The organism is Erythrobacter sp. AP23 (genome assembly GCF_001542855.1).
In the GTDB taxonomy this organism is placed as follows: Bacteria; Pseudomonadota; Alphaproteobacteria; order Sphingomonadales; family Sphingomonadaceae; genus Qipengyuania.
On the sequence record NZ_LNBY01000001.1, the window covers coordinates 847805 to 871304 of the forward strand.

34 protein-coding genes are annotated in these 23500 nt (G+C 62.4%); 3 read left to right on the top strand and 31 right to left on the bottom strand.

Features of this window, described 5'->3' with window-relative positions; translation table 11 throughout:
• Positions 1-68: 68 nt before the first annotated feature.
• The 27 genes from rpmD to ASS64_RS04160 all read right to left on the bottom strand — a co-directional run bounded on the left by rpmD (position 69) and on the right by ASS64_RS04160 (position 17465).
• On the bottom strand, positions 69-254 hold the full coding sequence (gene rpmD, locus ASS64_RS04030) for a 50S ribosomal protein L30 (protein WP_067690099.1): 186 nt from the start codon (positions 252-254) through the stop codon (positions 69-71).
• 5 nt (positions 255-259) lie between these two features.
• Positions 260-1087, bottom strand: a complete 828-nt coding sequence (gene rpsE / locus ASS64_RS16915) for a 30S ribosomal protein S5 (protein WP_234002309.1) — start codon at positions 1085-1087, stop codon at positions 260-262.
• Positions 1087-1431, bottom strand: a complete 345-nt coding sequence (gene rplR, locus ASS64_RS04040; protein WP_067690102.1) for a 50S ribosomal protein L18 — start codon at positions 1429-1431, stop codon at positions 1087-1089. Before rplR ends, rpsE begins: the two co-directional genes overlap by 1 nt.
• Before the next feature lies 1 nt (position 1432).
• The gene (gene rplF, locus ASS64_RS04045; protein ID WP_067690103.1) at positions 1433-1966 is read right to left on the bottom strand and encodes a 50S ribosomal protein L6; all 534 of its coding nucleotides are present in this window, start codon (positions 1964-1966) and stop codon (positions 1433-1435) included.
• Positions 1966-2361, bottom strand: a complete 396-nt coding sequence (rpsH, locus tag ASS64_RS04050) for a 30S ribosomal protein S8 (RefSeq protein WP_067690104.1) — start codon at positions 2359-2361, stop codon at positions 1966-1968. The genes rplF and rpsH overlap by 1 nt, the downstream gene beginning before the upstream one ends.
• Before the next feature lie 11 nt (positions 2362-2372).
• The gene (gene rpsN, locus ASS64_RS04055; protein WP_067690105.1) at positions 2373-2678 is read right to left on the bottom strand and encodes a 30S ribosomal protein S14; all 306 of its coding nucleotides are present in this window, start codon (positions 2676-2678) and stop codon (positions 2373-2375) included.
• A gap of 26 nt (positions 2679-2704) precedes the next feature.
• Positions 2705-3283 (bottom strand): 50S ribosomal protein L5, encoded by a 579-nt coding sequence (gene rplE / locus ASS64_RS04060; RefSeq protein ID WP_067690106.1) that lies wholly within the window; start codon positions 3281-3283, stop codon positions 2705-2707.
• A complete protein-coding gene (rplX, locus tag ASS64_RS04065; protein ID WP_067690109.1) occupies positions 3276-3596 on the bottom strand; it encodes a 50S ribosomal protein L24 in 321 nt (106 codons plus the stop codon). Before rplX ends, rplE begins: the two co-directional genes overlap by 8 nt.
• Positions 3596-3964, bottom strand: coding sequence for a 50S ribosomal protein L14 (rplN, locus tag ASS64_RS04070; RefSeq protein ID WP_067464754.1), 369 nt, complete (start codon positions 3962-3964; stop codon positions 3596-3598). The genes rplX and rplN overlap by 1 nt, the downstream gene beginning before the upstream one ends.
• Positions 3965-4029: 65 nt before the next feature.
• Positions 4030-4320, bottom strand: coding sequence for a 30S ribosomal protein S17 (gene rpsQ / locus ASS64_RS04075; protein WP_067690112.1), 291 nt, complete (start codon positions 4318-4320; stop codon positions 4030-4032).
• Between the two features lie 10 nt (positions 4321-4330).
• Positions 4331-4540: a 50S ribosomal protein L29 gene (gene rpmC, locus ASS64_RS04080; RefSeq protein ID WP_067690436.1), complete on the bottom strand. Its 210-nt coding sequence runs from the start codon at positions 4538-4540 to the stop codon at positions 4331-4333.
• Entirely contained in the window at positions 4540-4974 is a 435-nt protein-coding gene (gene rplP, locus ASS64_RS04085; protein WP_067690115.1) for a 50S ribosomal protein L16, read from the bottom strand. Before rplP ends, rpmC begins: the two co-directional genes overlap by 1 nt.
• Positions 4975-4995: 21 nt before the next feature.
• Entirely contained in the window at positions 4996-5691 is a 696-nt protein-coding gene (gene rpsC, locus ASS64_RS04090) for a 30S ribosomal protein S3 (protein WP_067690118.1), read from the bottom strand.
• A 1-nt stretch (position 5692) separates the two neighbouring features.
• Complete coding sequence (gene rplV, locus ASS64_RS04095) at positions 5693-6070, bottom strand: 50S ribosomal protein L22 (RefSeq protein WP_067690121.1); 378 nt, start codon at positions 6068-6070, stop codon at positions 5693-5695.
• Positions 6070-6345 carry a 30S ribosomal protein S19 gene (gene rpsS / locus ASS64_RS04100; protein ID WP_067690124.1) on the bottom strand — a complete coding sequence of 92 codons (276 nt, stop codon included), beginning with the start codon at positions 6343-6345 and terminating at the stop codon, positions 6070-6072. Before rpsS ends, rplV begins: the two co-directional genes overlap by 1 nt.
• 6 nt (positions 6346-6351) lie before the next feature.
• Positions 6352-7188, bottom strand: a complete 837-nt coding sequence (gene rplB / locus ASS64_RS04105; RefSeq protein WP_067690127.1) for a 50S ribosomal protein L2 — start codon at positions 7186-7188, stop codon at positions 6352-6354.
• A gap of 13 nt (positions 7189-7201) precedes the next feature.
• The gene (locus tag ASS64_RS04110) at positions 7202-7510 is read right to left on the bottom strand and encodes a 50S ribosomal protein L23 (RefSeq protein WP_067690130.1); all 309 of its coding nucleotides are present in this window, start codon (positions 7508-7510) and stop codon (positions 7202-7204) included.
• Positions 7503-8126, bottom strand: a complete 624-nt coding sequence (gene rplD, locus ASS64_RS04115; protein ID WP_067690133.1) for a 50S ribosomal protein L4 — start codon at positions 8124-8126, stop codon at positions 7503-7505. The genes ASS64_RS04110 and rplD overlap by 8 nt, the downstream gene beginning before the upstream one ends.
• A gap of 3 nt (positions 8127-8129) precedes the next feature.
• Positions 8130-8996: a 50S ribosomal protein L3 gene (rplC, locus tag ASS64_RS04120; protein WP_067690135.1), complete on the bottom strand. Its 867-nt coding sequence runs from the start codon at positions 8994-8996 to the stop codon at positions 8130-8132.
• A gap of 279 nt (positions 8997-9275) precedes the next feature.
• Positions 9276-9587, bottom strand: coding sequence for a 30S ribosomal protein S10 (rpsJ, locus tag ASS64_RS04125; protein ID WP_006831877.1), 312 nt, complete (start codon positions 9585-9587; stop codon positions 9276-9278).
• Between the two features lie 317 nt (positions 9588-9904).
• The gene (gene tuf / locus ASS64_RS04130) at positions 9905-11080 is read right to left on the bottom strand and encodes an elongation factor Tu (RefSeq protein ID WP_067690137.1); all 1176 of its coding nucleotides are present in this window, start codon (positions 11078-11080) and stop codon (positions 9905-9907) included.
• Positions 11081-11175: 95 nt separating this feature from the next.
• Positions 11176-13269 carry an elongation factor G gene (gene fusA / locus ASS64_RS04135; RefSeq protein WP_067690138.1) on the bottom strand — a complete coding sequence of 698 codons (2094 nt, stop codon included), beginning with the start codon at positions 13267-13269 and terminating at the stop codon, positions 11176-11178.
• A 110-nt stretch (positions 13270-13379) separates the two neighbouring features.
• A complete protein-coding gene (gene rpsG, locus ASS64_RS04140) occupies positions 13380-13850 on the bottom strand; it encodes a 30S ribosomal protein S7 (protein WP_067690140.1) in 471 nt (156 codons plus the stop codon).
• Positions 13851-14119: 269 nt separating this feature from the next.
• Positions 14120-14491 carry a 30S ribosomal protein S12 gene (rpsL, locus tag ASS64_RS04145; RefSeq protein ID WP_006831873.1) on the bottom strand — a complete coding sequence of 124 codons (372 nt, stop codon included), beginning with the start codon at positions 14489-14491 and terminating at the stop codon, positions 14120-14122.
• A 463-nt stretch (positions 14492-14954) separates the two neighbouring features.
• Complete coding sequence (locus tag ASS64_RS04150; RefSeq protein WP_067690141.1) at positions 14955-15581, bottom strand: SOS response-associated peptidase; 627 nt, start codon at positions 15579-15581, stop codon at positions 14955-14957.
• Between the two features lie 148 nt (positions 15582-15729).
• A complete protein-coding gene (locus ASS64_RS04155; RefSeq protein WP_067690143.1) occupies positions 15730-16386 on the bottom strand; it encodes a DUF3226 domain-containing protein in 657 nt (218 codons plus the stop codon).
• Positions 16383-17465 (bottom strand): ATP/GTP-binding protein, encoded by a 1083-nt coding sequence (locus ASS64_RS04160; protein ID WP_067690145.1) that lies wholly within the window; start codon positions 17463-17465, stop codon positions 16383-16385. The genes ASS64_RS04155 and ASS64_RS04160 overlap by 4 nt, the downstream gene beginning before the upstream one ends.
• Positions 17466-17705: 240 nt before the next feature.
• On the opposite strand from ASS64_RS04160, the gene ASS64_RS04165 reads away from it, so the two are divergent.
• From ASS64_RS04165 to ASS64_RS04175, 3 genes are all read left to right on the top strand, one after another.
• Entirely contained in the window at positions 17706-18482 is a 777-nt protein-coding gene (locus tag ASS64_RS04165) for a hypothetical protein (protein WP_234002310.1), read from the top strand.
• A gap of 62 nt (positions 18483-18544) precedes the next feature.
• Positions 18545-18880, top strand: a complete 336-nt coding sequence (locus ASS64_RS04170) for a hypothetical protein (RefSeq protein WP_157075071.1) — start codon at positions 18545-18547, stop codon at positions 18878-18880.
• Positions 18881-18975: 95 nt separating this feature from the next.
• Positions 18976-19620: a GNAT family N-acetyltransferase gene (locus ASS64_RS04175; RefSeq protein ID WP_234002311.1), complete on the top strand. Its 645-nt coding sequence runs from the start codon at positions 18976-18978 to the stop codon at positions 19618-19620.
• Between the two features lie 19 nt (positions 19621-19639).
• Here the strand turns inward: ASS64_RS04175 and ASS64_RS04180 are convergent, their stop codons facing one another.
• The 4 genes from ASS64_RS04180 to ASS64_RS04195 form a co-directional block, all read right to left on the bottom strand.
• Positions 19640-20254, bottom strand: a complete 615-nt coding sequence (locus tag ASS64_RS04180) for a TadE/TadG family type IV pilus assembly protein (RefSeq protein ID WP_234002312.1) — start codon at positions 20252-20254, stop codon at positions 19640-19642.
• A gap of 13 nt (positions 20255-20267) precedes the next feature.
• On the bottom strand, positions 20268-20891 hold the full coding sequence (locus ASS64_RS04185; protein WP_067690151.1) for a TadE/TadG family type IV pilus assembly protein: 624 nt from the start codon (positions 20889-20891) through the stop codon (positions 20268-20270).
• The gene (locus ASS64_RS04190) at positions 20888-22465 is read right to left on the bottom strand and encodes a pilus assembly protein (protein WP_198147628.1); all 1578 of its coding nucleotides are present in this window, start codon (positions 22463-22465) and stop codon (positions 20888-20890) included. The genes ASS64_RS04185 and ASS64_RS04190 overlap by 4 nt, the downstream gene beginning before the upstream one ends.
• Positions 22466-22694: 229 nt before the next feature.
• On the bottom strand, positions 22695-23498 hold the full coding sequence (locus ASS64_RS04195; protein WP_067690157.1) for a LysR family transcriptional regulator: 804 nt from the start codon (positions 23496-23498) through the stop codon (positions 22695-22697).
• Positions 23499-23500 lie beyond the last annotated feature (2 nt).

Here is a 23500-nt window from a genome sequence, read left to right on the forward strand (position 1 = left end):
ACGCTACATACAAAAAGCCCCGGCGCTGAGGCCGGGGCTTTCCTGTTCACATTTGGGGTGGCGCGAGATCAGTCGACCACCGCTACCAGATGCGGGATCTTGGCGATCGCGCCGCGCACCTCGGGGGTGTCCTGGCGTTCGACGACCTTGTGCATCTTGTCGAGGCCCAGGCCGACCAGAATCTTCTTCTGGCTTTCCGGGCGACGGATCGGCGAACCGATCTGCTTGATCTTGATGGTTTTCGCTTTGGCCATCGATCTTACTCCGCGATAGCGGCGGCGTCGGCTTCAGCCTCGGCCTCCGAAGCGCCACCACGGCCGAGCAGGTCGGCGACCTTCTTGCCGCGACGCTGGGCAACCGACTTCGGCGAAGTCTGGTCCTGCAGCGCGTCGAAAGTGGCGCGGATCATGTTGTAGGGGTTCGAGGTGCCGACCGACTTGGTCACCACGTCGGCGACGCCGAGGCTCTCGAACACGGCACGCATCGGACCACCGGCGATGATACCGGTACCCGCAGGCGCGGTGCGGACGGTGACCTTGCCGGCACCGAAGTGGCCCTTGCCGTCGTGATGGAGGGTACGGCCCTCCTTCAGCGCGACGCGGATCATCTTCTTGCGCGCAGCGGCGGTCGCTTTGCTGATCGCCTCGGGAACTTCGCGGGCCTTGCCCTTGCCGAAGCCGACACGGCCCTGGCCGTCGCCGACAACCACGAGTGCAGCGAAACCGAAGCGCTTACCGCCCTTCACCGTCTTGCTGACACGATTGATGTGGACGAGCTTCTCGATGATGCCGTCGTCTTCTTCCTCGCGGCGGTTGCCGCGACGGTTGTCGCGGCCACCACGACCGCGACCGCGATCGTTGCCGCCGCGGCCACCGCGGCCACGACCTTCGCGCTGCTGCGGCTGCCCTTCGGCACCCTGAGCAGGGCTCTGGTTGGCGGCGGCTTCCGAGGGAGTATCGGCTACTGCCGGCTCTTCCTTGGTCACGGCTGCTTCGGTCTCGGCCTTCGCCTCGGTCGCTTCAACCTTGGTCTCCTCGACCTTGGTTTCCGCTTCGGTGTTTTCGGTTTTCTTGTCGTCAGCCATCATCAGAACTCCAGCCCGCCTTCGCGAGCGGCGTCGGCCAGCGCCTTGACGCGGCCATGGAACAGGAAGCCGCCGCGATCGAACACGACGGTGGTCACGCCGGCCTTCTTGGCAGCAGCGGCGATATCGCTGCCGACCTTCTTGGCGGCATCGACATTGGCGCCCGAGCCCTTCGCGCCCAGCGTCGAAGCGGCGGCAACGGTCTTGCCGGCAGCATCGTCGATGATCTGCGCGTAGATGTGCTTGCCGGTGCGGTGCACCGACAGGCGGGGCTTGCCACCCGACACGTTGCGAAGCGCAGTGCGGACGCGGCGACGGCGACGTTCAAAGAGAGAGAGCTTTGCCATCTTACTTCTTCTTCCCTTCCTTGCGGAAGACATATTCGCCGCGGTATTTGATGCCCTTGCCCTTGTAGGGCTCGGGCTTACGCCACTTGCGGACGTTCGCCGCGAACTGGCCCACGGCCTGCTTATCGATACCGCTGATCTCGACGGTGGTCTGATCGGGCGTCTTCACCTCGATGCCTTCCGGCACGTCCAGGTCGACATCGTGCGAATAGCCGAGCTGAAGCTTGAGCTTCTTGCCCTGCGCCTGCGCACGGTAACCGACACCGCTGATCTCGAGGACCTTGGTGAAGCCTTCGGTCACGCCTTCGACCAGGTTCGACACCATGGTGCGCTGCATGCCCCAGTGGTTGCGGGCAGCGCGTGTGTCGTTGGCCGGCTTGACCGAAATCTCGCCGTCTTCAAGCTTGTATTCGATCAGGTCCGACAGGCCCATGGTGAGGGTGCCCTTTGGCCCTTTCACGTTGAGCGTGCCATTATCGATATTGGCGGTGACGCCGCTAGGGATCGCCACCGGCTTTTTGCCGATGCGGCTCATCAGAACACCTCCGCCAGCACTTCGCCGCCGACGTTCTCGGTGCGCGCCTCGTTGTCCGAAAGCACGCCCTTCGGCGTCGAGACGATGGTGATGCCAAGGCCGTTGCGCACAACCGGGAGCTCCTTCGAACCCGAATAGACGCGGCGGCCAGGCTTGGAGACGCGGGCAACGTGCTTGATCGCAGGTTCGCCCTCGAAATATTTCAGTTCGATCCGCAGCTGTGCGTGCTTGGCCGAAGCGTCTTCGCTGTAGCCACGGATGTAGCCTTCGCGCTGGAGCACTTCGAGGACGTTCGCACGCAGCTTGCTGGCGGGCGAAAGGACGCTGTCCTTCTTCGCGCGCTGGCCGTTGCGGATGCGGGTGAGCATATCACCCAGGGGATCGGTCATAGCCATCTGTCTTTACCTCACCAGCTCGACTTGGTCAGGCCCGGGATCAGGCCCTTGTTGCCGAGGTCGCGCAGTTCGATGCGGTTGAGGCCGAACTTGCGGTAATAGCCGCGCGGGCGGCCGGTGGTGGAGCAGCGGTTGCGCACCCGGGTCGGGTTCGCATTGCGCGGCAGTTCCGCCATCTTGAGGCGCGCGATAAGACGCTCGCTCTCATCGAGGCTTTCGTCGTTCGCGATAGCCTTCAGCTTCGCGTACTTGTCCGCATACTGCTTGACGAGCTTCTTGCGACGCTCGTTCTTGTTGATCGAACTCAGTTTCGCCATTGGACTTAAGTTCCTCTTCTAGCGGCTCACGCCGCCTCCTTCTCTTCCGACGCTTCGGCCGGGAACGGGAAGCCGAACAGGCGGAGCAGTTCGCGCGCCTCTTCGTCGGTCTTCGCCGTCGTGGTTACGATGATGTCCATCCCCCGGACCTTGTCGATCTGGTCGTAGCTGATCTCGGGAAAGATGATCTGTTCCTTCAGGCCCATGGCGTAGTTGCCACGGCCGTCGAACGACTTCGGGTTGAGGCCACGGAAGTCGCGGATGCGCGGCATTGCCACGGTCACCAGGCGATCCATGAACTCGTACATGCGGTCGCGGCGCAGGGTGACCTTGCAGCCGATCGGCATGCCTTCGCGCAGCTTGAACTGCGCGATCGACTTCTTGGCCTTGGTGATGACCGGCTTCTGGCCGGCGATCAGCGCCATTTCCTCGGCAGCTGTCTGGACCTTCTTCTTGTCCTGGCTGGCTTCACCGACGCCCATGTTGAGCGTGATCTTTTCCAGCTTCGGGACTTCGAGACGGTTCTTGTAGCCGAACTTCTCGGTCATCGCCTTGACGATCTGGTCGTCATAGCGCTGCTTCGTGCGGGGCGTATAATCAGCCATCGATGGTCTCCCCGGATTTCACGGCAACGCGCACCTTCTTGCCGTCCTTTTCTTCGAAACGGACGCGGGTGGGCTTGCCATCCTTCGGATCTGCCAGCGCAACCTTGCTGATGGCCATCGGCGCTTCGAAGCGGTCGATGCCACCCTGCGGGTTCTGCTGGGTCGGCTTGCGGTGACGGGCGGCGACGTTCACGCCTTCAACGACGATCTTGCCATCCTTCGGCATGACCTTCGCGACGGTACCGGTCTTGCCCTTGTCCTTGCCGGACAGGACGACGACGCTGTCACCCTTCTTGATCTTAGCGGCGGCCATTACAGCACCTCCGGAGCAAGCGAGATGATCTTCATGAAGCCGCGGCCGCGCAGTTCGCGCACGACGGGTCCGAAGATACGGGTGCCGATCGGCTCTTCGCTCTTGTTCACGAGCACCGCGGCATTGCTGTCGAAGCGGATCACGCTGCCATCGGGGCGGCGGACGTCCTTCTTCGTGCGCACGATGACGGCGCGATGGACATCGCCCTTCTTCACCTTGGTGCGCGGCTGGGCTTCCTTGACGGAAACCACGATCACGTCGCCCACGGAGGCAGTCCGGCGCTTCGAGCCGCCCAGTACCTTGATGCACTGGACGCGCTTGGCGCCGCTGTTGTCCGCGACGTCGAGATTGGATTGCATCTGGATCATCGATCCGGTTCCTTCTCAATGGCTTGCCGGGACGTTTGCCCGGCAGTTCCTACGTCAAACTAGCTTCAGTTACCTGCGGCTTCGACTTCGAGGTCGGCCTCGACAGCCTGCGTGCCGCCAGCGGTAACGCGATCGATCACCTGCCAGGTCTTGGTCTTGGAGATCGGCTTGGTTTCTTCGATGCGCACGACGTCGCCGAGGGTGAACTCGTTCTTCTCGTCATGGGCATGGTACTTCTTCGAACGACGGATGATCTTCCCGTAGAGGGGATGCTTCACCTTACGCTCGACGAGCACGGTCACGGTCTTGTCGGTCTTGTCGGAGGTGACGGTCCCGATCAGGATACGCTTGGGCATGGTCTACTCCTTAAGCCTTCGCTTCGGCCGAGCGCGAACGCTCGTTCTGCAGCGTCTTGATCTTGGCGATCGTGCGGCGGACTTCGCGGATGCGGGCCGGCGCTTCGAGCTGGTTCGTCGCCGACTGGAAGCGCAGGTTGAACTGCTCGCGCTTCAGCGTGGTCAATTCTTCGGCCAGCTGGTCGTCCGACTTCTGGCGCAGGTCTTCGGTCTTGGCCATCATTCGCCTCCCAGGTGGGCGGTGTCGCCCAGGCGGGCAACGACCTTGGTCTTGATCGGCAGCTTCATCGCTGCACGTTCGAATGCTTCGGCAGCCAGCGGGCCGGCGACGCCGTCGAGTTCGAACAGAATGCGGCCCGGCTTCACGCGAGCGGCCCAATATTCGACCGAACCCTTGCCCTTACCCTGACGGACTTCGGCAGGCTTCTTCGACACCGGCACATCGGGGAACACGCGGATCCACAGACGACCCTGACGCTTGATGTGACGGGTGATCGCACGGCGAGCCGCTTCGATCTGGCGAGCGGTAATCCGCTCGGGCTCGAGCGCCTTGAGACCGTAGGAGCCGAAGTTCAAGGTCGTGCCGCCTTTGGCGTCGCCCTTGATCTTGCCCTTGAAGGCCTTGCGGTACTTGGTTTTCTTCGGTTGCAGCATGGTTCTTTCCTAATCCTGCAATCAGCGCGCCGGACGGACGCCCGAGGTCTGGGCTTCCATCATGAGGCGGTCCTGCGCGGTCGGGTCATGCGCCATGATCTCGCCCTTGAAGATCCAGCACTTGATGCCGATGATCCCGTAGGCGGTCAGCGCTTCGGCTTCCGCATAGTCGACGTTGGCGCGCAGGGTGTGAAGCGGCACACGGCCTTCGCGATACCATTCCACACGCGCGATTTCCGCGCCGCCGAGACGGCCGCCGCAGACGATCTTGATGCCTTCCGCGCCGAGACGAAGGGCCGACTGCACGGCGCGCTTCATGGCGCGGCGGAAAGCGACACGGCGGATCAGCTGATCGGCGATGCCCTGGGCGACGAGCTTGGCGTCGATTTCCGGCTTGCGGATTTCGACGATGTTCAGCTTCACTTCGCTTTCGGTCATCTTCGCCAGCTTGGCCCGCAGCTTCTCGATGTCCGCGCCCTTCTTGCCGATGATGACACCGGGGCGAGCCGCATAGATCGAGATGCGGCACAGCTTGGCCGGACGCTCGATCACGACCTTCGAGATGGCTGCCTGCGGCAGGCTCTCGACGATGTGCTTGCGGATTTCGATATCTTCGCTGAGCAGCTTGGCATAGTCACGCCCTTCGGCGTACCAGCGGCTGTCCCAGGTACGGTTGATCTGCAGGCGCAGACCGATCGGATTGCTCTTCTGGCCCATCTTACGCCTCTTCCTGCTCGCGGACGACGATGCGCAGGCGGCTGAACGGCTTCAGGATGCGCGTCGACTTGCCGCGACCACGGGTGTGGAAACGCTTCATGGTAATCGACTTGCCAACCGAAGCCTCGGCAACGACCAGCGCGTCGACATCGAGGTTGTGGTTGTTTTCCGCATTGGCGATCGCCGATGCGAGAACCTTGGTGGCGTCCTTCGCCATCGCCTTCTTCGAGAAAGCGAGGATGTTGAGCGCCTCTTCGGCCTTCTTGCCGCGGATCAGCTCGGCAACGAGGTTGAGCTTCTGCGCCGAACCACGGATCGTGGTTCCGACGGCGAGCGCCTCGTTGTCGGCTACGCGACGGGGTGCTTTCTGCTTGCTCATCAGCGCTTACCCTTCTTGTCGGCAGCATGGCCCGGGAAGGTGCGCGTGGGCGCGAATTCACCGAGCTTGTGGCCGACCATCTCTTCCGAAACGGAGACCGGGATGAACTTGTGACCGTTGTAGACGTTGAACGTCAGACCAACGAACTGCGGCAGGATGGTGGAACGGCGCGACCAGGTCTTGATCGGCTTGGTGCCACCGGCGTCCTGGGCGGTCTCGGCCTTCTTCAGAAGGCTGAGCTCGACGAACGGACCTTTCCAAACGGAACGAGCCATGTCGGATTACCTCTTCTTCTTCGCGTGGCGCGAACGGATGATCATCTTGTCCGTCTGCTTGTTCTTGCGGGTACGGGCGCCCTTGGTCGGCTTGCCCCACGGAGTGACCGGATGACGGCCACCGCTCGTGCGGCCTTCACCACCACCGTGCGGGTGGTCGACCGGGTTCTTGGCGACACCGCGGGTCAGCGGCTTGATGCCCATCCAGCGACGACGACCGGCCTTGCCCAGGTTCTGGTTCTGGTTGTCCGGGTTCGACACGGCACCGACGGTGCCCATGCAGTCGGCGCGCAGGTAACGCTGCTCACCTGAATTGAGCCTGACGATGACCATGCCGCGATCACGACCGACGAGCTGGACGTAGGAACCTGCGGCGCGGGCGATCTGGCCGCCCTTGCCCGGCTTCATTTCCACATTGTGGCAGATCGTACCGACCGGCATCTGGCCGAGCAGCATGGCGTTGCCCGGCTTGGTGTCGGCCTTCTCGGCAGCGATGACCTTGTCGCCGACAGCCAGACGCTGCGGAGCGAGGATGTAGGCCAGCTCGCCGTCGTCATACTTCACCAGCGCGATGAACGCGGTGCGGTTGGGATCGTATTCGATCCGCTCGACGGTGCCTTCGACGTCCCACTTGCGACGCTTGAAGTCGACATAGCGGTACTTCTGCTTGTGGCCGCCGGCCATGCCGCGCGACGTGACGTGGCCCTTATTGTTGCGGCCACCGGTCTTGCGCTTGCCTTCGACGAGCGACTTGACCGGCTTGCCCTTGTACAGGCCCGACTTGTCGACGAGGATCAGGCCGCGACGGCCCGGGCTCGTTGGTTTGTAGTTCTTGAGTGCCATTTCTTATCTGCCCTCAGATACCGCTGGTGACGTCGATCGAGTCGCCGTCCTTCAGGGTGACCACGGCCTTCTTGAGGTCGTTGCGCTTGTAGGGCTTGCCCTTCCAGCGCTTGGTCTTGCCCTTCACGTTGATGGTATTCACGCCCGTCACACTCACGCCGAAGATCGCCTCGACCGCTTCCTTGATCTGCGGCTTGGTGGCATCGTTGGCGACCTTGAAGACAACGGCGTTGTTTTCCGACGCCAGCGTAGCCTTCTCGGTGATGTGCGGTGCGAGCACGACGTCGTAGTGACGCGCTTCCACTTCCTGCTTCTTAGCCATTGAACCGGGCCTCCAGCTTTTCGACCGCGTCCTTGGTGAGGACCAGCGTGTCGTGCTTCAGGATGTCGTAGACGTTGGCGCCCATGGCCGGCAGCACGTTGACGCCGGGCAGGTTGCGGGCAGCCTTGCTGAAACCGTCGTTGACGCTTTCGCCGTCGATCACGAGGACCTTGCCGTTCCAGCCGGCCTTGTCGAAGTGACCCTTGAGAGCCTTGGTCTTGGCGTCCTTGAGCTCGAGGCTGTCGACGACGACGAGGCCGTCCTTCGCCTTGCTCGACAGGGCCATCTTGAGACCGAGCGCGCGAACCTTCTTGTTGAGCGACTGCTCGAAGTCACGCTTGCGCGCACCGTGGGCCTTGCCGCCGCCAACGAAGATCGGGGCGCCGCGGTCGCCGTGGCGAGCCGTGCCGCCGCCCTTCTGGCGACCCCACTTCTTGCCGGTGCGGGCAACGTCCGAACGCTCGCGCGTCGGGCGGGCGGTGCCGCGGCGGTTCTCGAGCTGCCAGGTGACAACGCGATGCAGGATATCGGCACGCGGCTCGACACCGAACACGTCATCGTTCAGTTCGATGTCGCCCGACGCCTTGCCGTCGATTTTCTGGACCTTCACCTTCACGGATCAGCCCTCCTTGTTCTCGTCCGAGCCGGTGTCGGCTGCGGGCGTATCGGTGGTGGTTTCGCTTTCGGCACCGGCTTCCTGTTCCTTCAGCAGCTTTTCCTGCTGTTCGGCGGAAATTTCCGTGCCGACTTCGTGCTCGGCAGCGCTCTCGACCAGGCCGGCATCGGCCTCTTCGGTCTTGAACTGGTCTTCGTTGCGACGCATCACGCCGGGAAACGGCAGCTCGCCGTGATCGATCTTGACCGCGTCCTTGACCAGCAGCCAGCCATTCTTCGAACCCGGGACCGAACCCTTGACGAAGAGCAGGCCGCGATCGGCGTCGGTGCGCACGATTTCGAGGTTCTGCTGCGTGCGCTGGCGATCACCCATGTGACCGGCCATCTTCTTGCCCTTGAACACGCGGCCCGGATCCTGACGGTTACCCGTCGAACCGTGCGAGCGGTGCGAGAGCGAGACACCGTGGGTGGCGCGCAGACCGCCGAAGCCCCAACGCTTCATGGCGCCGGCAAAGCCCTTACCCTGGGTGTGACCGGTGATGTCGACCTTCTGGCCGGCAATGAAGTGCTCTGCCGAAATGCGGGCACCGACCGGAAGCAGCGCTTCTTCGGTGTCGACGCGGAATTCGGCGACCTTCATCTTCAGCGGAACTTCGGCCTTGGCGAAAGCTTCGCGCTGCGGCTTGTTCACGTTCTTCTGCTTGGCTTCGCCCGAGCCGACCTGGACCGCGAAGTAACCATCGCGATCTTCGGTGCGGTGAGCGGTGACCTGGCAGTTTTCCAGCGCGAGAACGGTGACCGGCACGTGCCGACCGTCCTCCTGGAAGAGGCGGGTCATCCCGACTTTCTTTGCGATAACGCCAGTGCGCATCGTAAAACTCCTAAACAGAGGCACCCCGGCCCATCCGAGGTGCTTGCCAGCCCGTTTTGTGATGCGTCGCCCCGTCCGGGCTGAGTGCCACCGCGGCAAGAATGCCTTGGTAGCGAGACGGGGGACGCAGGCCCGGATCAGATCCGGCGGTATCCCTTTTGTCTTCGAGAGTTCCTGCGGAGGCAGAAACCTCAGGCCGCTGGGCGCGACCTCTGAACTCCCCGGTCGTTTAGAGTCCTACCAGGCGGACTGAAACCCCCGCCTTCGCGGGGAATCGGATCAAGCGAGCTTGATCTCTACGTTCACGCCCGCGGCAAGGTCGAGCTTCATCAGCGCGTCGACAGTCTGGGCGTTGGGCTGCACGATGTCGAGCAACCGCTTGTAGGTGCGCACCTCGAACTGCTCGCGCGACTTCTTGTCGATGTGCGGGCCGCGGTTCACGGTGAACTTCTCGATACGCGTCGGCATGGGAATGGGGCCACGAATAAGAGCACCCGTACGACGCGCGGTGTCTGCGATTTCGCCAGTTGCCTGGTCGAGAACGCGATGGTCGAACGCCTTGAGGCGAATGCGGATATTCTGAGCTTCCATTACCTACACCGATGCGAAAGAGCCAAAGGAGCGTTTCCGCCCCTCAAAAAACAAAGGCCGGCCCCACGTTGCGGTTTCCCGTCAGTGGGCGGCCCTACTGAAACTGTGTGCCGGGGACGAATCCCCGTCTGTGGGCGCGCATATACGGGTGAGACGCGTATCTGGCAACCCCTCAATTCCGCCCGAATTTGCGAGACGGAACCGGACGCGACAAACCGTGCATCAGCGCAGCTTGCATGCCCTCACTAAAAGGCGAAGGCCCACCCCTCTGCGGAAGAGGAGCGGGCCCACGATTTCAGTGCGCTTGCGCGCGAAGATTACTTGGTGATCTTCGCAACGACGCCCGAGCCGACGGTGCGGCCGCCTTCGCGGATTGCGAAGCGTAGACCTTCGTCCATGGCGATCGGAGCGATCAGCTTGACGTTGATCGTCACGTTGTCGCCCGGCATCACCATTTCGGTGCCTTCGGGAAGGATCACTTCGCCGGTCACGTCGGTGGTGCGGAAGTAGAACTGCGGACGGTAGTTCGCGAAGAACGGCGTGTGACGGCCGCCTTCGTCCTTCGACAGGACGTAGACTTCGGCGCTGAACTCGGTGTGCGGCGTAACCGAACCCGGCTTCGCCAGAACCTGGCCACGCTCGACTTCGTCACGGCCGACGCCACGGATCAGGGCACCGATGTTGTCGCCGGCTTCACCGCGATCGAGCAGCTTGCGGAACATTTCGACGCCGGTCACGGTCGTCTTGGTGGTGTCCTTGATGCCGACGATTTCGACTTCGTCGCCAACGTTCACGACGCCGGTTTCGACACGGCCGGTGACAACCGTACCGCGGCCCGAGATCGAGAACACGTCTTCGATCGGCATCAGGAAGTCCTGATCGACCGGACGATCGGGCTGCGGGATGGTGGTGTCGACGGCTTCCATCAGTTCCTTGATGGAGTTTTCGCCGATTTCCGGATCGCGGCCTTCGAGAGCGGCCAGAGCCGAACCCTTGACGATCGGAATGTTGTCGCCGTCGAAGCCGTACTCGCTGAGGAGTTCACGGACTTCCAGTTCGACGAGCTCGAGGATTTCCTCGTCGTCGACCTGGTCGACCTTGTTCATGTAGACGACCAGCGCCGGAACGCCGACCTGACGCGAAAGCAGGATGTGCTCGCGGGTCTGCGGCATCGGGCCGTCGGCTGCGTTCACGACCAGGATCGCGCCGTCCATCTGGGCGGCACCGGTGATCATGTTCTTCACGTAGTCGGCGTGACCCGGGCAGTCGACGTGCGCATAGTGGCGGTTGTCGGTTTCGTACTCGACGTGTGCGGTCGAGATGGTGATGCCGCGCTCACGCTCTTCGGGAGCCTTGTCGATGTTTGCAAAGTCGACGGCCGAACCGAGAACCTTGGTGATCGCCGCGGTCAGCGTGGTCTTGCCGTGGTCGACGTGACCGATGGTGCCAACGTTGACGTGCGGCTTAGTGCGCTCGAACTTTTCCTTCGCCATTTTTCCAATAACCTCTGTCTTAAAATTTGGGATTTCTGCGGGGGAGGAAACGGCGCCCGCGGAATCAGGCGCCGCCCCTAGACCTCAAAGCTGGCTTACGCAAGCTTCTCCTTGACTTCCTGCGCGACGTTGGCCGGCACTTCGTCATAGTGGCTGAACTGCATCGAGTACTGAGCACGGCCCTGGGTGAAGGAGCGCAGCTCGTTCACGTAACCGAACATATTCGCCAGCGGCACGAAGGCGTCGACCGCCTGAGCGTTGCCGCGGCTGTCGGTGCCCTGGATCTGGCCACGACGCGAGTTGAGATCGCCGATGACGTCGCCGAGGTAGTCCTCGGGGGTCACGACCTCGACCTTCATGATCGGCTCGAGCAGCTTGATGCCCGCACGGTCTGCGACTTCGCGCATCGCACCGCGACCGGCGATTTCGAACGCGATCGCGCTCGAGTCGACGTCATGGTATGCGCCGTCATACAGGTTGACGGTGAAGTCGATGATCGGGAAGCCGACGAGATGGCCGCTTTCGGCCTGCTCGCGGAAGCCCTTTTCGATCGCCGGGATGTATTCCTTCGGAATGTTGCCGCCCTTGATCTCGTCTTCGAAGACGAAGCCCTGGCCGCGCTCACCCGGGGTGACCTTGACCTTGACGCGGCCGAACTGACCCGAACCACCCGACTGCTTCTTGTGGGTGTAATCGACGTCGACCGGCTTGCCGAGGTATTCGCGATAGGCAACCTGCGGCGCGCCGACATTGGCTTCGACCTTGAACTCGCGCTTCATGCGATCGACGAGAATGTCGAGGTGAAGCTCGCCCATCCCCTTGATGATCGTCTGGCCCGATTCGTGGTCGGTGCTGACGCGGAAGCTGGGGTCCTCGGCAGCCAGGCGATTGAGCGCGACGCCCATCTTTTCCTGGTCGGCCTTGGTCTTCGGTTCGACCGACAGCTCGATGACCGGCTCGGGGAATTCCATGCGCTCGAGGATGATCGGCTTCGAGGGATCGCACAGCGTGTCGCCGGTCGTGGTCTCCTTGAGACCTGCGATCGCGACGATGTCGCCGGCGAATGCTTCATCGATGTCCTCGCGATTGTTCGAGTGCATCAGCAGCATGCGGCCGATCTTTTCCTTCTTGTCCTTCACCGAGTTCAGGACCGAACCCTTGGACAGCTTGCCCGAATAGATGCGGGTGAAGGTGAGCGAGCCGACGAACGGGTCGTTCATGATCTTGAAGGCCAGCGCGGCGAAGGGCTCGTCGTCGGAGGACGGACGGGTCTGTTCTTCGTCGCTGTCGGGCAGCACGCCCTTGATCGCCGGAACGTCGAGCGGCGACGGCATGTAGTCGACCACCGCGTCGAGCAGTGGCTGGACGCCCTTGTTCTTGAACGCCGAACCGCACAGCACGGGCACGAAGGCGCGTTCCATGGTGCCCTTGCGAATGAGACGCTTGAGCGTCGCCGCGTCCGGCTCTTCACCTTCGAGATAGGCTTCCATGACATCGTCGTCCTGCTCGACGGCGGTCTCGATCAGCTTCTCGCGGTATTCGGCCGCCTTGTCGGTGAGGTCGGCAGGAATGTCGACGTAGTTGAAGGTCGCGCCCAGGCCGTCGTTCTCCCACACGATCGCGCGGTTGTTGACGAGGTCGACAACGCCCTGCAGGTCGCTTTCGGCACCGATCGGGAGATAGAGCACCAGCGGGGTCGCGCCGAGGCGGTCGATGATCGACTGCACGCAGTAGTAGAAGTCGGCGCCGGTGCGGTCCAATTTATTAATGAAGCACATCCTGGGGACACCGTATTTGTCGGCCTGGCGCCATACGGTTTCGGACTGCGGTTCGACGCCGGCAACGCCATCGAACACCGCGACCGCGCCGTCGAGGACGCGCAAGCTGCGTTCGACTTCGATGGTGAAGTCGACGTGGCCTGGGGTGTCGATGATGTTGATGCGGTGCTTGGGGCCTTCACCGTCTTCGGCCGACCAGAAGGTCGTGGTCGCCGCCGACGTGATGGTGATGCCGCGCTCCTGCTCCTGCTCCATCCAGTCCATGGTCGCGGCGCCGTCGTGGACTTCGCCGATCTTGTAGGACTTGCCGGTGTAGTAGAGGATACGCTCGGTCGTGGTGGTCTTGCCGGCATCGATGTGAGCCATGATGCCGATGTTGCGGTACCGCTCCAGCGGATAATCGCGGGCCATGTTGAATTCCTCGTGGGTTCGGGGTGACGATTTCGCCGCCCCATGGGTCATTAATGTGACCGCCCGGCGACCGTTCCGCGATGAGGCGGAAACGATCGCCGAGGCAGGCCTTACCAGCGGTAGTGCGAGAAGGCGCGGTTCGCGTCCGCCATGCGGTGCGTGTCTTCGCGCTTCTTGACCGCATTGCCGCGGTTGTTCGACGCATCCATCAGCTCACCCGAGAGGCGCGCCGACATGGTCGTTTCGGGGCGACCGCGTGCGGCCGAGATCAGCCAGCGGATGGCCAGCGCCTGGGCACGCTCGGGGCGCACCTCGACCGGCACCTGGTAGGTCGCACCACCGACACGGCGGCTGCGCACTTCGACCTGCGGCTTGATGTTGTCCAGCGCGGCGTGGAACACCTCCACCGGATTGGCCTTGGCCTTGGCTTCGACCGTGTCGAGAGCGCCATAGACGATCTTCTCGGCAACGGCCTTCTTACCGTCGAGCATGAGGTTGTTCATGAACTTCGACAGGACCTGATCACCGAACTTGGGATCAGGCAGGATTTCCCGCTTCTCGGGACGACGACGACGTGACATTTTCGTTAACTCCTTCGGAGTGGTCGCTCACCTCCGTGAGCGCCCTGCGGCTCCAGCCCTCTCCCCCACCCGGCCACCCAGAGACTACCTTCGCATGGTGGCCGGGTGGGGGAGAGGGCTGGCCCCGCGTTAGAACTCTTGGGCTTCGGTGCCGGTCCGCTTCCCCACCCGGCTACCCCAACGGGATAATGCCATGGGTGGCCGGGTGGGGGAGCGGGCCGGTGCCGTAGCTGACGACGGATGTCGTCAGCGCACCCAACAAAAACCCCTTATTTGGGCCGCTTGGCGCCGTACTTCGAGCGGCTCTGCTTGCGGTCCTTGACACCCTGCGTGTCGAGAACGCCGCGCAGGACGTGATAGCGCACGCCGGGAAGGTCGCGCACACGGCCGCCGCGGATCAGCACGACGCTGTGTTCCTGCAGGTTGTGGCCTTCGCCCGGGATGTAGGAGATGACTTCGCGCTGGTTGGTCAGGCGGACCTTGGCAACCTTGCGCAGCGCCGAGTTCGGCTTCTTCGGGGTCGTCGTGTAGACGCGGGTGCAGACGCCGCGCTTCTGCGGGTTCTGCTCCATTGCAGGGACCTTGCTCTTGGCCTTCTGCGGAACGCGGCCCTTGCGGACCAGCTGGTTGATCGTCGGCATAGATTCTCTTCTCTTCACCGTGTGCCCGGCCCGGATGGGCCAAAGCGTTGAAGGTGACGACTAATGGGATGATCGGTGGTGTGTCTGGCTTAGCCCGTCATCCCAGCGGAAGCTGGGATCGCCATCCACAAGCGTCGGCGCCTGCGGAACGAGATTCCAGCTTTCGCTGGAATGACGTCTAAGCTGAAACACTCCACCCATCGGGCCCACACGGCCACCGGGTTACTTTGACGGCTGCCCCAAGCTTCCCGGAAGGCTCCCCTTCCGGGAAGCGCAGCCCCTGCGAAGGCAGGGGCCCATCCGATAGCTGCAATAGAAAAGAGCCTCGACGCATGAAGCGACAGGCCCCCGGGACATGACCGGCAATGTTCAGCTCTATCTGGCCGATGGGGGAATCACGCGAGGCGGGTCCAACACCGGATGGCCGCGCACATAGTGGGATGGGGGTGCGGGGTCAAGGGTGCTAGAGCAGCGAAACCTGCTCCGCCGCCCCGCCCGCCCATGGCTCGTCGGTGCGGTCGAGCGCTAGCTCTCCTTCCCACGGACGGCACAGCGCCCGCGCCGCTTCGGCATCCCCGCCGGTCCACACATTGTAGTCGCCGGGAGCGAGCACCACCGGCATGCGATCGTGGCACTTCGCCGCGACCCCGCCAGCCTCGGTCATCACCATCGAATAGCAGCGCCCCCATTCGTCGCTGTCGCGCCATATCCCCGCGACTGCGAAGATCGGATCGTCGGGCAGCGCCAGCCAACTGCGCGTCTTGCCGCCCTTCGGCCCCTCCGCCTCGGCCCAGGCGGTCACCGGGATCAGGCAGCGGCGTTCCGTAAAGCTGTAGCGCCAGAAGAAGCCATCGAGTTTGTCGGCACGCGCATTATTGACCGGCTTGGGCTTGAGCGCCTGCCCCTTCGCGCCCTTGCGCTGGAGCGGGAAGCCCCAGTTCATCGACATAAGCGCGCCATCGGCGATCACCGCGCCGGGCGTGCCGGGAAAAATGTCGTCGGCGAAGTTGGCGCCACCAAGCTGTTCGATCGCATCGAACCAGCGCGCGACTTCGGCATTGGATTTGCTCATGCGGTAGAGATTGCACATGGGTGCATGGTTACCGTGTGGGCGCTGGGGTGCCTAGGGGCGTCTGAGAATGGAAATGCCTAGGACATGGCCGACAATGTTCCGATCTATCTGGCCGATGGGGGATTAACGAGAGGCTGGTTGGGTCAAGGGACAGGAAATGGCGAAACTATGCAATCAACGCTGCTAGAAAATTCCTAAGCTCATGCAGGGTCTCGTGATTTTGGTCGAAATGCCCAGCCTTCAGACCTAAGCCTCCACCTTTGCACAGAGGGTGCTTTGTCGCTAGATATATCTGCATCAATCGCTTAGCGCGCCGATCGAGCCCGCCAGCTGCTTCACTAGCCGCATCAAATGGGCCCAAAAAACTGTTGTAGATCGGATCGGCGTCGACAATCTGCAGAAGAAGCTCTTCAACCGCACCCGGCTGGTCCAAGGCCGGTATCAGGAACGCGCCGGCAGACCGCCCCTCATCGTAGCCCACAATCTGACCATTTGGGATTGCCGGCAACCCAGCAGCGACAAAAGCGTCACCTAGACTTTCCCACGTCGCTGTTGGGTTAACATCAGCGTCTCTTATGACGCCAAATTTTTTAAGTTGGCGAACAATATATGGCCTAGACTTAGCTATACTAGCGATGGATTTCTCCATCTCCCCCGTGCCGCCACAAAAGACCAACTTCACGTCAGTCGGATCAGCCCCCAGATCATCCAACAAGAAATCAACTAGGTGCGCATCATCTTTGCCTTCTACCAATAAGCCAACGCGGCTATCAAGAACGCCCCCCTTGGCCTCGCCAAAGAATTTTCCGCGACCGAAGTTCACCTCATTTCCCAGTCATTTTGCGCTGCACTGATAATCTCATCCGCATCGTATGCGGTGGGAATGATTTCCTCATCCACACGATCCAACCTGAAGTAGGCAAAATCACTCTGGCACTTCTTGTCGGTCACCCCTTGGACTGCCGCATCAATACACTCTCGTGAATGGGTCGCTGCGAAAATCTGACAGTCATATTCGCGCGCCATCTCCGCGATGAAGCCCCACACCGTCGATAACTGCGAGTAATGAATTGCGGCATCGAATTCATCTAAAATTACGACACCTTTTTCACAATTCATAATCGCAAGGCCGATGCTCAACATAGTAAGCACCCCATCACCCGCGAATGAAGCGGGAACCATTGAACCCTTCCCAAGCTGAACGTGAAGAAGCGGCGCGTTTCCAACTTGAAAAAGCTCTACCCCTTGTATTTGCGGATTTATACGCTGAGCAATCTCGACTACTTTTTCCTTTTTTCCACTCCTTGCAATACTACTATATCTTTCAGCGAGGTCGTTTGCAAAATGCATTGTAAACCGACTCAACATGACAGCGGGGGGAAGCTTCTTCAGATCATTCTGAACCTCAAGAATTTTTATCCCCCCAATATCGGGAATAATATTTCTTGCCATCTTCACGATATTATCAGATTTTACCAAAACAGAAAACCCAATATCATGTGACTCGGACTTTGCGTCCATTTCAGATCTACGATCTATTTCTAGCTTTCCTATTTCGACAACCTGATTTTCCGGAAGCTTTTGAGGCCCCCACTTGTATTCCACTTCAGCGCGGCCCTCACGCGTTTCAGCCACTAGCCGAATCGTATCATTGTTCAGACTTCCAAAGAGCGTTTCACGCGCGAATTCTAAGCTTGGCGGAAGCTGGCGCCATTGGAGCGGCCTTAGGAGAGAAATAATATTCCCGCGATCCATAAGAAAAAAAATCGCCTCGAGCAAAGTAGTTTTGCCCGTTCCGTTTGTGCCCGCAATCAAATTAAGCCGACGAAATTTATCGATGAAGAAACGGTTGAAAATCCGATAATTTTCGATTTGCACGTTCTTCAAATGCGGTGCAGCCATCGCGATTTCCCCATATACCTCCCTGCAGTCTAGTTGTGAGCAAGCCACTTGGCTAGCAATAACCACCGCGAAAGCTGACGCCCGCAATTCCAACCAGAATGATCCTCATCTTAGCGGCATCGAATCGCGCATTTCTTTGTCAATCACCGCGAGACATAGACTGCAGATGATCGCTCGATTTCGACTAAAGGCGCCAAACCATTTTCCTACTTCGCCTCAATATGCATCCTGTGGCCTGCCATGCCCTCATACTCCCCTATCCCCTCCCGCAAGATCGCCCGTCAGGCCACCTCCGCCGTCGCCTACGTCGGCGACGAACCCGACGAGGACGATCCCCTCCTCGCCTTCGCTCCCTTCCTCCACAAGGCCCCGCGCCGCAATTCGATCACGCCCGACCTGCAGCGCCGCTTTGTCGCCACGCTCGCCGCGACCGGAATCGTCAAGGTCGCCGCCAGGCGGATCGGGAAGAGCCTCGAGGCGCTCTACAAGCTGCGTGCGCGGCCCGGGGCGGAGGGGTTTGCGGCTGCCTGGGACGCGGCGCTCGCGCGCGGGGCGGCGCGGCTGGAGGATATGGCGATGGAGCGCGCCATGCTGGGCACGCGCACGCCGATCGTCTCGGGCGGCGAAGTGCTCGGCTGGTGGGACAAGCCCGACAATGCGCTGCTGCGCTTCCTCCTCGCGCACCGCCTGCCCGCGCGCTACGGCTCGCAGGCGCAGGAGCTGGGGCCGGGGCATCCCGCCTATGACGAGCTGGCCGGGCAGGCGCGCGCCGAAATCGCCGAAATCCGGCGGCGGATGAGCGCGGAGGTGACCTCGCGCGCGATGGCGCTGCAGGTGTTCCGGCGCCGCCGGCTCTGGCGTCAGCGGCAGGCGGCGGGCGCGAATGCCGGCCCCATCGAGGACGCGTGGGATGCGAGCGGGCCCGACGGCTGTCCCGAGTTGCCCGACTGGTCCGGTCCCGCGATGGAGCGCGCACGCGAAATCCTCGCCGAGATGGAGGAGGACCCGCCCTTCTGAGCGCAAGGCCCCGTGGAACCGGCGCGGCGCCCATGCGCTGGACCGGGCAAGGAGACACGCGCTTGCCATCCGCCGAGACCGACCCGCCCGGTGACGACACCGACGCCGACGACGCCGCCGCCACGCCTGCGCTCTACCTGCTGTGGCACGATCCGGCCGCTGCGCCGGAAGGGCCGCTCGACCTGCACGGCGACGCGCACCCGCTGGCGGACGGGCTGTGGCTGGTGCGCTCGGGGCTGACGCGCTCGAAGCTCTACCACCGGATCAAGTGGCAATTGCCCGAAGGCACCGCGCTCGCCTGCGCGCCGTTGGCAGATGCGCCGGGGGGCTGGCCCAAGTTCAAGGGAATGGCGCCGGGGGCGCTCGCCTGGCTGCGGACCGGGCCCGATGGGGGCTGAGCAGCGCCGCGATGCACGCTCGCATGCCGGCGGGCGAGGCTGTATGGCGGGTGGCACGCAGGCGCGTCGCGCTGCGTTGAAGGAGGCCGGGCTCGATGGCTGAAGAAAACGAGTTTCCCGCAGACCTGCGCTGGCAGGGCGCCTGCGGCGAGGCCTCGATCAATACGCGGCTGGAGGACGGGCGGGCAATCTGCATCCGCACCGTCTCGCCCGAGGACGAGGGGCGGCTGCGCGAAGGGATCGCGCGGATGAGTCCGCGTTCGCGCTATTTGCGGTTCTTCTCCGGCGGGGCGAGCCCGCCCGACTGGGTGATCGAGCGGCTGCTCGACGTCGACGGGGTGCTGCATCTCGCCTGGGGGGCGATCGACCTGTCGGACCCGGCGCAGCCCGCGATGGGCGTGGTCCATGCGATGCGGCCCGATGCGGGCGACCCGGTGGCCGAGTTCTCGGTGGGCGTGGTCGACGAGTATCACGGGCTCGGCCTGGGGCGGCTGCTGACCGCGACGCTGCTGCTCGATGCGCGCGGGCGGTTGGAGGCGCTTTCCGCGCATGTGCTCGCCGAGAACGATGCCGCGCGCGGCTTCATCCGGCGGCTGGGTGCGCAGCACGTTGGGCAGGACGGGCCGCAGGCGGAATACCGGCTCGAGATCGGCCCGGCGCTCGAACGGCTGCGGATGGAATGCGAGCCGCCGGGGGTTGCGGACGTATTCGCCTATTTCGATGCGCTGGCGGCGGGCTGACCGCGCGCCTCGGCAGCGCTCAGCAGCTCATCACGGTGAGGCTTTGCGTGTTGGTGATGGCGTTGTTCTGCCGCCCGCGCACGTTGAAGGCGCTTTCGTAACGGATCGTGGGCGGAGTGAAGAAGCCGGTCGAGACCAGCGGCTGGTAGGCATAGGTCGCCTCGACGAACATCACCGCGGTATCGGGCAGCGCGGTGATCGTGTCGGTGCCCGAGCCGAGGCCGCTTTCGAGGCTGTCGTCATCCGCCCCGTCGCCTTCCACGCCATAGGCGGGCTGGACCGTGGTGGCATCGCCCCAGCAGCGCTGCCAGACGATGGTCTGCCCCTCGTCCGAGCCGGTCTGGCCGTTGTGTTCGAGGCTGGAGAGCACGACGCGGCCATTGGCGGCGAAGTCGAGCCCGTTGCCGACATATTCGGCGCCGGTGAAGACCTCGTAGATATTCGCCTCGTCGATGCCGGTGGTCACGCGCCCGGCATTGTCGGCCACGGTCATCGCCATCTGGCTGACGCGCAAATGCGCGAGCGCGAGGTTGGACAGCTCGAGCCCGGTGAGGACGAGCGTGAGGAAGACCGGCGCGGCGAAGGCGAATTCGGTCAGCGCCAGCCCGCGCGTATCGCGCCGCAGCGCGCGCAAAGGTCGCAGCGTCCTAAGCACAGACCACCGCCGCCGTTGCCTGCTGGTCGTAAGGCTGATTGCGCACCGCGGTTTCCAGCGTGTAGTCGATCGTCGGCCCGGCGAAAGGCAGGAAGTGGTGGATCGGCACGATCCGCGGGGCGCTGATCTTGGCGGTGTAGAGCACGACGTCGTCCGCTCCGCCCATGCCCGCCTTTCCGGCATCGGTGTCGTAATTGCCATTGCCATTGGCGTCTTCCCAGCAATCGCCATCCGCGGCATCGAACTGGCCGTTGCCGTTATGATCGGTCATCAGCTTTTCCGGATTGCCGATTTCGGAAAAGTCGAAATAGCTCTGCTGCGTGACGGTGATCTTTGCAGTGGGCGCGACGTGCCTGACCGTGTCCTTGATCAGGTTCTCGACCTGCTCCTCGATGGTCGAGCCGGACGCGGTGATGACCGGAGACTCGACCGCCGCAGTACGCGCCGCATCGTTGAGCGCCCCCTGCATGGTCGCACGCACATAGCTGTTGTAGCCAAGCTCGAGCCCGCCCAGCAGCAGCACCAGCATCGGCCCGCAGACGATCGCGAATTCGACGATGGTCGCACCGCGTTCGTCGCCGCAGATACGGCGCCTTATGTCGCGTAGCCGCCTCACCGCGTCAGCCTCAGAGTTCCGATGCCGCGCCCGATACTCTCGAAGATTTCCTCCAGATCCGAGCCGTCGGAGGTGTAGAAATGCGCCGAACTGGTCGCGCAATCGTCGATATCCTCGGTATCGGTCACGTCGAGCGCGATCACCCATATTGTGGTGCCGGTCGATTTCACCAGGTCGCAAATCGAATGAAACCGCTTGATGTGCTTTTTCTGCAAGCTATCCGTACCGTCGATCCGGTCATGGTAATTGTCGATACCATAGGCCGAATAGGTACTGCCCGTGGTCACCAATGCGCCATCGGTCATGAAGACGATGTGCCGGTTGACCGGGACCACGCCATGCGATGTCGGATTGTCGGCTGCGAACATGCCCGTGGGCGATAGGAAGCGCGCGCCCCACAGCATGCCGATATCGTGATAGGTATAGCCGGTGACGTTGGCGGTCGCATTGTCGATCGCCGTGTTGAAGGCGCTTTCCGAGGCATATATCGCCAGTTTCTGCGATTCGGACGGACAGGCGCTCGAACTCTGGCCTTCCTGGCTTTCCGGGTCGTAGCGGCCCCACTGATAGGTCGTGTCGTTGCCATTCGAGGCAACGGCGTCGATATCGTTCTGCGACACGGTCTGCAGTATCGTCACCGGGCTCACCGTCTGCCCGATGCTCGAGCGCTCCTCGATGCATCCATCCCCGCTTTGGCGGAAATCGCGGCGGTTCTGGTTGGTCGTATTGCCCGCGCTGGCCCACTGCGTATCGTCGATATGGACTGTCTTTTCGCCCACATGCGTGAAGCTCGTGGTGCCGTATTTCGAGCCGTTCCAGCCGATATAGGGCGTGTCGGCTATCGTGTCGTATACCTCGCCGTCGCTTTCGCAATTGTAGAGATAGCCCCACCACACGTCGCATTCGGACCATGTGAAGGTGCCGTCATTGTAGGATTGCTCTTTCAGGATGTCGCGGTTCTTCAGGCTGCGCGCGACATTCACCGTCTGCGAATAGGACACGATGCCGAAGCGGGTGATCGATCCATTGGCGCTGTCTTCCAGCGCGCGATAGAGGCCCGATGCGCCATTGCGCAGGCGCACGATCTTGGTTTTGCCGCCGATCGAGGGGGAATTGGTCATCGACCCGGTCGTATCGAGAACCAGCATCACGTCGTTGTGGCCCAGATCGCGCTTGGCATCGCAATTGGCCTGGATGTCGATCGTATCGAAGCCGAAAATGTGCATAAGCGAGGTGGGGATGGCCGCGCTGGCAATGCCGATGATCTGCGAATTGTCGTCGGGGTCCTGGTCGATGTCGAAAGCCAGATTCTCGGCTCCCAGCGTTCCATCGGGGAAGTTGAAATCGAAGAATTTGCGCGCTTCGGTCTCGTTGGCCGTTGTCCAGGTATTGCCTTCCATCGACTGGCGTCCTGCCAGCGCCGCAGCATCGCAGGCATTCTGAAGCTTCGCCTTGGCCATATAGGCGAAGCTGAGGTCCAGCCCGCTGCCGATGACCACGACGAGCGGCAAAAGCGCTGCAGCGAAGATCGCCAGCGTGTTGCCTTTCGTGTCTTTCCAAAGCCTTCGCAGCATGCGGTCCATTCGGATAGCCCCCTGTGCGGTGGCGCTAGCCGGATCACCGTTAAGGGCAGTTTTTCCAGTGTGGTTAACGGGCTCCTAAAATTCGAAAATCCGGAAAAACCGCCGCGCAGTCATCGATGCCATGAATTGCTCGAAGCGAGCCGAAAGGATCTCCTCACGCCGAAACCGCGTGCAAGCGGATCGGAGATTCCACGCGCCAAATCGCCTCAATTCGCGAATGTCATTTGGATTGCGATAGAAACGCAACCAAGGCCTTGACCTTCTTGGTCCGCCATTGCGGCGTCGGTGCCACCAGCCAATAGGCGCGCGTACCGGTATCCGGCCCGTCGAGCACTTCGAGCTTGCCGCCGTCGATCGATTCCTTGGCCAGCAATTCGGGCAGGATCGCCTTGCCCAGCCCTGCAAGTGCCGAAGACAAAGCCTGTCCGGCGTTCGACACCGTGACATGCGCAGCTACGCCATCCTGCAACGGCAGGCCCCAGTCGATCCACTTGTCGGGCGCGCCGCCGTTATCCTTTGGCCGTGCCACCGTAACCCGGCGGGCTTCGTCGAGTTCGATACCCTGGAGATCGCCGGGACCGTCGACCAGCCGGATCGCGCAATCGAGATTGGCTTCGGTGAAATCGGCGTTCTCATCGGCGACGAACACGAATTTGATATCCGGGTTCTCCTCGCCGAATTTGGCCAGGCGCGGTGCGAGCCACTGCGCATAGAATTCGCGCGGACAGGCAATGGTGTAGCTGTCGGAAGCCTGCCCTGCCTGCATGGCGGACACGCTTTCCTCGAATTTGAGGAATCCTTCACGCAAGGCGTCCAGGCCGGCCGCGCCCTCCTGCGTGAGTTCCAGCCCCTTGCTGGTGCGGCGGAAAAGGACGGTGCCCAGGTGATCTTCCAGCGCCCTGATCTGCTGGCCCACGGCGGCTGGCGTTACCGCAAGCTCGTCCGCGGCGCGGGTGAAGGACAGATGCCGGGCAGCGGCATCGTAGACGCGCAGGGCGTTGAGAGGCAGATGGGTGCGCTTCATGG

Excerpts from the sequence above, each read along its gene's own strand:
- rpmD (WP_067690099.1), bottom strand. The coding sequence starts at position 254 with ATGGCCAAAGCGAAAACCATCAAGATCAAGCAGATCGGTTCGCCGATC.
- rpsE (WP_234002309.1), bottom strand. The coding sequence starts at position 1,087 with ATGATGGCTGACGACAAGAAAACCGAAAACACCGAAGCGGAAACCAAG.
- rplR (WP_067690102.1), bottom strand. The coding sequence starts at position 1,431 with ATGGCAAAGCTCTCTCTCTTTGAACGTCGCCGTCGCCGCGTCCGCACT.
- rplF (WP_067690103.1), bottom strand. The coding sequence starts at position 1,966 with ATGAGCCGCATCGGCAAAAAGCCGGTGGCGATCCCTAGCGGCGTCACC.
- rpsH (WP_067690104.1), bottom strand. The coding sequence starts at position 2,361 with ATGGCTATGACCGATCCCCTGGGTGATATGCTCACCCGCATCCGCAAC.
- rpsN (WP_067690105.1), bottom strand. The coding sequence starts at position 2,678 with ATGGCGAAACTGAGTTCGATCAACAAGAACGAGCGTCGCAAGAAGCTC.
- rplE (WP_067690106.1), bottom strand. The coding sequence starts at position 3,283 with ATGGCTGATTATACGCCCCGCACGAAGCAGCGCTATGACGACCAGATC.
- rplX (WP_067690109.1), bottom strand. The coding sequence starts at position 3,596 with ATGGCCGCCGCTAAGATCAAGAAGGGTGACAGCGTCGTCGTCCTGTCC.
- rplN (WP_067464754.1), bottom strand. The coding sequence starts at position 3,964 with ATGATCCAGATGCAATCCAATCTCGACGTCGCGGACAACAGCGGCGCC.
- rpsQ (WP_067690112.1), bottom strand. The coding sequence starts at position 4,320 with ATGCCCAAGCGTATCCTGATCGGGACCGTCACCTCCGACAAGACCGAC.
- rpmC (WP_067690436.1), bottom strand. The coding sequence starts at position 4,540 with ATGGCCAAGACCGAAGACCTGCGCCAGAAGTCGGACGACCAGCTGGCC.
- rplP (WP_067690115.1), bottom strand. The coding sequence starts at position 4,974 with ATGCTGCAACCGAAGAAAACCAAGTACCGCAAGGCCTTCAAGGGCAAG.
- rpsC (WP_067690118.1), bottom strand. The coding sequence starts at position 5,691 with ATGGGCCAGAAGAGCAATCCGATCGGTCTGCGCCTGCAGATCAACCGT.
- rplV (WP_067690121.1), bottom strand. The coding sequence starts at position 6,070 with ATGAGCAAGCAGAAAGCACCCCGTCGCGTAGCCGACAACGAGGCGCTC.
- rpsS (WP_067690124.1), bottom strand. The coding sequence starts at position 6,345 with ATGGCTCGTTCCGTTTGGAAAGGTCCGTTCGTCGAGCTCAGCCTTCTG.
- rplB (WP_067690127.1), bottom strand. The coding sequence starts at position 7,188 with ATGGCACTCAAGAACTACAAACCAACGAGCCCGGGCCGTCGCGGCCTG.
- ASS64_RS04110 (WP_067690130.1), bottom strand. The coding sequence starts at position 7,510 with ATGGCTAAGAAGCAGGAAGTGGAAGCGCGTCACTACGACGTCGTGCTC.
- rplC (WP_067690135.1), bottom strand. The coding sequence starts at position 8,996 with ATGCGCACTGGCGTTATCGCAAAGAAAGTCGGGATGACCCGCCTCTTC.
- rpsJ (WP_006831877.1), bottom strand. The coding sequence starts at position 9,587 with ATGGAAGCTCAGAATATCCGCATTCGCCTCAAGGCGTTCGACCATCGC.
- tuf (WP_067690137.1), bottom strand. The coding sequence starts at position 11,080 with ATGGCGAAGGAAAAGTTCGAGCGCACTAAGCCGCACGTCAACGTTGGC.
- fusA (WP_067690138.1), bottom strand. The coding sequence starts at position 13,269 with ATGGCCCGCGATTATCCGCTGGAGCGGTACCGCAACATCGGCATCATG.
- rpsG (WP_067690140.1), bottom strand. The coding sequence starts at position 13,850 with ATGTCACGTCGTCGTCGTCCCGAGAAGCGGGAAATCCTGCCTGATCCC.
- rpsL (WP_006831873.1), bottom strand. The coding sequence starts at position 14,491 with ATGCCGACGATCAACCAGCTGGTCCGCAAGGGCCGCGTTCCGCAGAAG.
- ASS64_RS04150 (WP_067690141.1), bottom strand. The coding sequence starts at position 15,581 with ATGTGCAATCTCTACCGCATGAGCAAATCCAATGCCGAAGTCGCGCGC.
- ASS64_RS04160 (WP_067690145.1), bottom strand. The coding sequence starts at position 17,465 with ATGGCTGCACCGCATTTGAAGAACGTGCAAATCGAAAATTATCGGATT.
- ASS64_RS04165 (WP_234002310.1), top strand. The coding sequence starts at position 17,706 with ATGCCCTCATACTCCCCTATCCCCTCCCGCAAGATCGCCCGTCAGGCC.
- ASS64_RS04175 (WP_234002311.1), top strand. The coding sequence starts at position 18,976 with ATGGCTGAAGAAAACGAGTTTCCCGCAGACCTGCGCTGGCAGGGCGCC.
- ASS64_RS04190 (WP_198147628.1), bottom strand. The coding sequence starts at position 22,465 with ATGCTGCGAAGGCTTTGGAAAGACACGAAAGGCAACACGCTGGCGATC.
- ASS64_RS04195 (WP_067690157.1), bottom strand. The coding sequence starts at position 23,498 with ATGAAGCGCACCCATCTGCCTCTCAACGCCCTGCGCGTCTACGATGCC.